This window comes from Rhizobium tibeticum, assembly GCF_900110205.1.
In the GTDB taxonomy this organism is placed as follows: domain Bacteria; phylum Pseudomonadota; class Alphaproteobacteria; order Rhizobiales; family Rhizobiaceae; genus Rhizobium; species Rhizobium tibeticum.
Window position 1 is genome coordinate 24493 of sequence record NZ_FOCV01000048.1, and the last position, 6000, is coordinate 30492.

Below are 6000 nucleotides of genomic sequence, written 5' to 3' on the forward strand. Positions count from 1 at the left end.
AGGTCCCCCTGCAGAATTCGTCGTCGCCAGCAGGTGCGGGAAAACACCGGCATCGATCTTGACGTTCCGCCGGCTCCTGTTGCCGGCGGCAATTGACGGCAGACAGATGAATGTTGCGCCGCTCGCCGCGGTCAACTTCCGCGAAGCTCGCCCAGCATGATATTGGCGAGATCGCTGAACTGCCCCTGCGGATATTTGGCCAAATAGGCTTCGAGCATTTCCGAATTGCCTGCCTCTCGCACCGTCTCCCAGAAGGCGAGTTCAATGCCGGGATCGTGTTCACCCGTTCCACCGCTTTCGAGCCGCGCGTTCGCCAGTTCGACGAATTGCCCATTCGGAAAGCGCTCCAGATAGAGAAGGTACTCAGCAGGGTCGTCGCCTTCCTGTACTGACTCCCAGAAGGCGAGCTCGACGCGGTGACCCTCGTCATCGCTGTCGCGGTCCTGTGATAGCGACTGCTCAACAAAAGAAGACGTCTCAGGGCTTTCAACAGGGGACGCCGCCAGATCGATTGCGGGATCTCCCTCCGGGTCAAATATTACACGGAACACCCGGAGCGGGCGCGCAATGTTCTTAATACTATGCTCCCCCAGGTCCTCGAAGGTCGCATCGACACGATCGCGCAGATGATCCCGTACGCCCCTCGACACACAGATGCCTCCCACATCGGCAAGTCCCTCCAACCGGGCGGCAATATTGACGCCATCGCCGAAGATATCTCCGTTTTTGACTAATACATCGCCCACGTTTATCCCGATGCGAAAGTTCATACGGCGGTCTTCGGGAAGCTCCTGGTTGGCTCGCCACATCGCCTGTTGGATCGCTACGGCCGAGTTGAAGGCATGGACGATGGACGGGAACTCCGCCAGCACGCTGTCGCCTGCGGTGCCGAATATCTGCCCATGCGCGTTTTCAATGAGCGCGTCGACGATCGTGCGATGCGACGTCAAGGTCGCCAGCGTCTGTTCCTCGTCACCATTCATCAGCCGGGAGTAGCCTTCGACATCTGCTGCGAGAATGGCTGCAAGCTTTCTTTCAAGTGGTGGCGCTTCCATCCGAGCGGTCCGATCCGACAAAACCATCAGTCCTCAAGTTGCCTGCAAAGCAGCCACGACGAGACCGTCCACGTTTTCAATGACGGCAGATGCTCATCACCGACGACGGCGCAGGTTGTTCCGTGGCGACGGTGGCTGACGTCTTTGGTCTGCACATTGTATGCCCACATCCGAGACGGCGAAAGCCTTGGCTGCGGATCGGGTCGGGTCGAAAATGCCATTTCAACATTTTCAAAATTAGGCCTGTGGACGAGCGACTGCATGGGCCAACGGTGGTTATAGGCCGTAAAGTGGCACAGGCAGGTCCGCCTTCATTAAACCGCGTTACATGTTTGAGCTACAGGTATACCATGCCTTGTTGGCGGCCACTGAAAAGGGCGTTGCCGAGAGCAAGCGCTCTCGCCCCGACACGGGGGTACTCGATGTCTCTTCCAAGACTTGATCATAACGGAATGTTCTCATCAGACGATCTGGCTGGTTTGAGGGGCGAATTCGATGCATGGTGTGAACGAGACGCGGGTGATTGCACCCTTCGGGTCGCAATGCGGTCCTGCGGCAATGGTTTACGTGTCAGGACCCTGCCCTTATCGCCACAGCACTTGCGTCTCTCGTTCCGCCCAGCCGAGGCTACCCTGGCCAGACGCGCCGAACGCGAAGCATTGCGTCCATGGTTCGAGAGCATTTCGGCCAACACCTGCACCCGTCAAGCTTTGAGGTCAGCCGAAATGACAACTTCCAAACCTGCGATGCCTGACGCAATCGCGGCCGCTCAAATTGCCTAACAGCCTACGGCCACTCTGGGTCGATATTCAGCTTAAGACCCGTCTACGTGCAGCAGACACCTGCCGACCGACAGGATCAGTCGAGTGTCATGAGGATTGCGTGATGTACAATGCCAAGCGCGACGGTTACGGGAACGGCGCAAACCTTGCGATTCCGTCAATGGGCGAGATCGAGGGCCGCATAACCGTTCTGGAGGTTGTCGCAATGACCTCCTTGAGCCTGCTGGTAAAGGCCGGTGACAAGCATGCAGCCCAACAGGCACTTTCAACCATTCGCCGGGCGATGCGCTTGAAGTGCGAGGAGATCAAGCTCTCGCCTGCTGACGCGGATTCTGCGATTGCCTATGCCCAGGAGCTTTTCGATGCAACATTCGAGAACATGGACCGCGACGCGGGCCAAGTAATAGCACCGGGTTTGATCAAGCGCGGGGGAACGCGCCGATCTGTTCCCGTGTTCCACAGCTAGAAGGACCGCATCGATGGCCGTTAGAGAGATGACGGAACGCGAAACAGGGCAGTAATGGTTACAGAGTCCGCGAAGCGCCAAAAGCTAACGATAACGAGAATAGGAGTGGCAACAACTGCACTGATTGCTCTGACGTCAAGCCGTAAGGCCGCAAGAGGTCGTCGTCGCTTTTTATCGATACCGGCTAAAGCTTCGATCATTTCCGGATTGCGTCTGTCTCGCAACTTGGATCAATTCTGTCCTTGGCTACTAAGTTGGTCCAGCGCCAAGAGTAAAGAAGCGACGCGGTTTATCGAAGAAAGGCAATCTGCCAAACCGGAGTAGTTTTCGACTAGCCAGTTGAGCGCCGCTTGTACGATGACAAAAGCCGCAGTCACCTGCGCAACTTCACCAAGGGACATCGTTCCGACCAGGTATTTCGGAGCGCAGAGAACCCAGGCGATGACGGGGGCAAGCAGCACGTTTCCTTGCGAAACGAGGGTGGTCTGCATGAGCTGCACGCACAGTTCACGCCAACGATCTATCACGTCCTGAAGCGCATGGCTGAGAGAGTTATGCTGCTCGATTTTTCCTACAGAGTTCGTTGCAAACTTATCGCGTTCGCGCAGATGCGACCCGACAGAGCGGAACTGAGCTTCAGCCGCGTTCTTGCCAGCAATAACGCTAACCAGGCGACGACCAATGAATATCATTGCAAGCGTCAGGAGCGCTGAATAAATCGCGACAGCAATCACCAAGTACTTGGGCACTGTCAGCACATAGCCAAAAACGCCGACGGCGAGATCACCACCGACATTCCAAAGGATGCCGATAAATATTCCCGCGCTGAGCACAGCCTTGAGCAATCCGACCGCCATGCTGAGCGGAGAGTCAACAGCAATACGCGCGTCTTCAGCGATTCGATATTCGGGATTCTGGTCCTCACCCACGGCAAATTGGAGGCTGCGGAAGAGGTCATTTTCCAGCCAGCGATCAATTAAGTACTGAGTGAGCCACAAACGCCACCGTCGTTGCGTCGTCATCAACGACCAAACGCCCAGAACCGCTACAAGGAGGCTTGCTCCGGCGAGCGGTAAGAAAAGCAGTGCCTGTGCTTTGAGGACGCCGCCATCGCGGCGTCCAAAGGCATCAAAAAAGTCTCTGCCCCAATAACTTAGTCGATACTGTATCATCAATTGAAACAGGACGCTTGATAGGAGCAACAACGTGGGAGTCCACGCTGTCGCGGCTCCAGGACGTCGCCAAAAACCCGACGCGCTGCGCCAGAAGCGAGCCACTAGAAAGCGTTGCCCATACGCCGGAATATCCGTCATCAAACGTGTCTCGCGGGGCATCGATACGTTCACATCTTTCGACGGATGCTCGCTTTGATTTTGCAAGACACAGGTTCCATCGCGCTATTGGTCCGTCGCCGATTTTGGCTCATCCAACCTGAGTTTATTGTGTCCAGCCTGAGTTTATTGTGTCCAGCCTGAGTTTATTGTGCCGGAGAGCCGCGCATCTGGCATTTCTCCGGCACGTGTTCAGAGAACGAAACGCGAGTTACGGTGCCAGAGGATACAGGTAGGGCGCGCGCTCAGTACCAGCGGCCGCGGCCGTAAAAGCCGCCGCCTAACAGAAGAACGATCAGGACGACAATGAGGATTGTGGTGATATCCATTGTAGTATCTCCTTGGAGTACCGAAAAGCATCTCCGTCGCGCTTTGCCGCGCAGTGCGTTGCCTACGATTGCACTCCAACGTAAGTTAACTGCCAGAGCCGAATTTGGTTCCATTCATCAAAAGAATCGCGATGCGGCTAGCGCGCGAATATCCGCTGAATACTGCACGTACAGCCAAACAGCAGATCACTATCTTCGAGTGCGGCACCAAGAGCATTCCCGATTCATCAGGCGCAGTGCGGCGGACACAACGGCCCCATGATGTCGAGGTTTGTCCACTTCACCGTTTGTCCACGCCTCATCGGTATTCGAGGGCAGGGCGCCGAACAGGCAATCTGATGCAGATGACGTTTGCCAATCATTGCGCAAGCGCGCATGATGTTTGTAGGCAGCGAATGCTAAGGGCGCTACTGCTTAGGGTTCCATCCCCTGCCCTCAACAAGCAAAGGAGGACGCGAAGATGTCTTCCATCACAACCCGTCGCCATATCGAAAACATCATCGGCGGAGTTCGCCGATTTCACTACGGCAATTTCGCTGTTGAGACATCACTGTTGCTCGGCTTGGCATTCGCTGCCGCCATCCTGTTGTACGGTGTAGTCTGGCACTAAGCGTTAGTCCATTCGGCCAAGAGATTCATAAGCATTGCGATCTCACCGTTTCCGGCTATCCGGACATGAGCTCGGGATCAGTCGAAGCCCGGCTGGCACTAAACTTAGCGCTCCCAAGTCAAAATCATGGATGAAGCTTTGGATCAGGCGGCGTGAAGGCATGCGATTTGGCGCCACGCTTTTCGTGGCTGTTGCTTACAGTTCGCGACCTGAACTGCCCCCATTTTCGACCGGACGCTCAGCATAAGCAGGAAGGCTCAAGCACAGGCTTGAGGATAAGCTTATGTCTAACGAGTTTCGACAGGTTGACCTGATGATCGGTGACGTCCGGCGGCGACGCTGGACAACGGAACGCAAACTGCAGATCATCGAGGAGAGCTATGCCCCGGGGGAGACTGTTTCCTCTGCGGCTCGGCGACATGGAGTTGCGCCAAATCTTTTGTATCGCTGGCGCAGGCTCCTGAGCGAGGGAGGTGCGGTGGCCGTGGATTCCGACGAACCAGTGATCGGCAATTCCGAGGTGAAGAAGCTGGAAGATCGGGTGCGTGAGCTTGAGCGCATCCTCGGACGCAAGACGCTTGAGAACGAGATTCTCCGCGAAGCCCTTTCCAAAGCCCAGTCAAAAAAACCGATATCGCGGCCGATCTTGTTACCGAAGGACGGTTCCCGATGAAGACGGTGGCAGACGTCCTGGGCGTGTCGCGTTCCCATCTCGCTGAGCGTCTCAAGGGCAAGTCCAAGCCTCGTGGACCATATCTCAAAGCAGACGATGCCGAGCTGCTGCCTGCCATTCGTAGGCTCGTGGATGCTCGGCCGACTTATGGCTATCGGCGGATCGCTGCCCTTCTCAACAGGCAGCGGCGAGCCGCCGATCAGCCGGCCGTCAACCGCAAGCGGGTTCATCGCATCATGGCCAACCACGACATGATCCTTGAAAAACACACGGCCGTACGCAAGGGTCGCCTCCATGACGGCAAGGTCATGGTGATGCGATCAAACCTTCGCTGGTGCTCGGACGGTCTTGAGTTCACCTGCTGGAATGGCGAGGTGGTCCGTCTCGCTTTCATCATCGACGCGTTTGACCGGGAGATCATATCCTGGGCCGCCGTCGCCAATGCCGGGATATCCGGTTCTGACGTGCGAGACATGATGCTGGAGGCTGTCGAGAAGCGCTTCGGAGCAACCAGCGCTCCGCATGCTATCGAACATCTATCCGACAACGGCAGCGCCTACACTGCAAGGGATACCAGGCTATTTGCTCAAGCCCTCAATCTGATCCCATGCTTCACGCCGGTTGCGAGCCCACAGTCGAACGGCATGTCGGAGGCATTCGTCAAAACCCTGAAACGGGACTACATACGCATCTCACCCATTCCGGACGCAGATACAGCACTCCGGAAGATCGACGGATGGATCGAGGATTACAA

General features: G+C 56.3%; 5 protein-coding genes. 3 read left to right on the plus strand and 2 right to left on the minus strand.

The window, feature by feature from the left end; all coding sequences use genetic code 11:
- Window positions 1-131 precede the first annotated feature (131 nt).
- Window positions 132-1055 carry an adenylate/guanylate cyclase domain-containing protein gene (locus BSG20_RS30825; RefSeq protein WP_072377274.1) on the minus strand — a complete coding sequence of 308 codons (924 nt, stop codon included), beginning with the start codon at window positions 1053-1055 and terminating at the stop codon, window positions 132-134.
- Between the two features lie 885 nt (window positions 1056-1940).
- On the opposite strand from BSG20_RS30825, the gene BSG20_RS30830 reads away from it, so the two are divergent.
- Window positions 1941-2303 (plus strand): hypothetical protein, encoded by a 363-nt coding sequence (locus tag BSG20_RS30830; RefSeq protein ID WP_072377055.1) that lies wholly within the window; start codon window positions 1941-1943, stop codon window positions 2301-2303.
- Window positions 2304-2533: 230 nt separating this feature from the next.
- On the opposite strand, the gene BSG20_RS30835 is transcribed toward BSG20_RS30830, so the two are convergent.
- A complete protein-coding gene (locus BSG20_RS30835; protein ID WP_143147559.1) occupies window positions 2534-3682 on the minus strand; it encodes an SbmA/BacA-like family transporter in 1149 nt (382 codons plus the stop codon).
- 741 nt (window positions 3683-4423) lie between these two features.
- On the opposite strand from BSG20_RS30835, the gene BSG20_RS36790 reads away from it, so the two are divergent.
- The gene (locus BSG20_RS36790) at window positions 4424-4573 is read left to right on the plus strand and encodes a hypothetical protein (protein ID WP_167371572.1); all 150 of its coding nucleotides are present in this window, start codon (window positions 4424-4426) and stop codon (window positions 4571-4573) included.
- A gap of 283 nt (window positions 4574-4856) precedes the next feature.
- Window positions 4857-6000 (plus strand): IS3 family transposase gene (locus BSG20_RS30840; protein ID WP_093041612.1). Its coding sequence is split into 2 segments (ribosomal slippage), with 1145 coding nucleotides annotated over them: window positions 4857-5193 and window positions 5193-6000; the frame shifts between segments, so codons are not numbered across the junction. This gene is flagged as partial in the annotation.

Bases quoted from the DNA above. Each gene is read 5' to 3' on its own strand.
- BSG20_RS30830 (WP_072377055.1), top strand. From the start codon at position 1,941: ATGTACAATGCCAAGCGCGACGGTTACGGGAACGGCGCAAACCTTGCG.
- BSG20_RS36790 (WP_167371572.1), top strand. From the start codon at position 4,424: ATGTCTTCCATCACAACCCGTCGCCATATCGAAAACATCATCGGCGGA.
- BSG20_RS30825 (WP_072377274.1), bottom strand. From the start codon at position 1,055: ATGGAAGCGCCACCACTTGAAAGAAAGCTTGCAGCCATTCTCGCAGCA.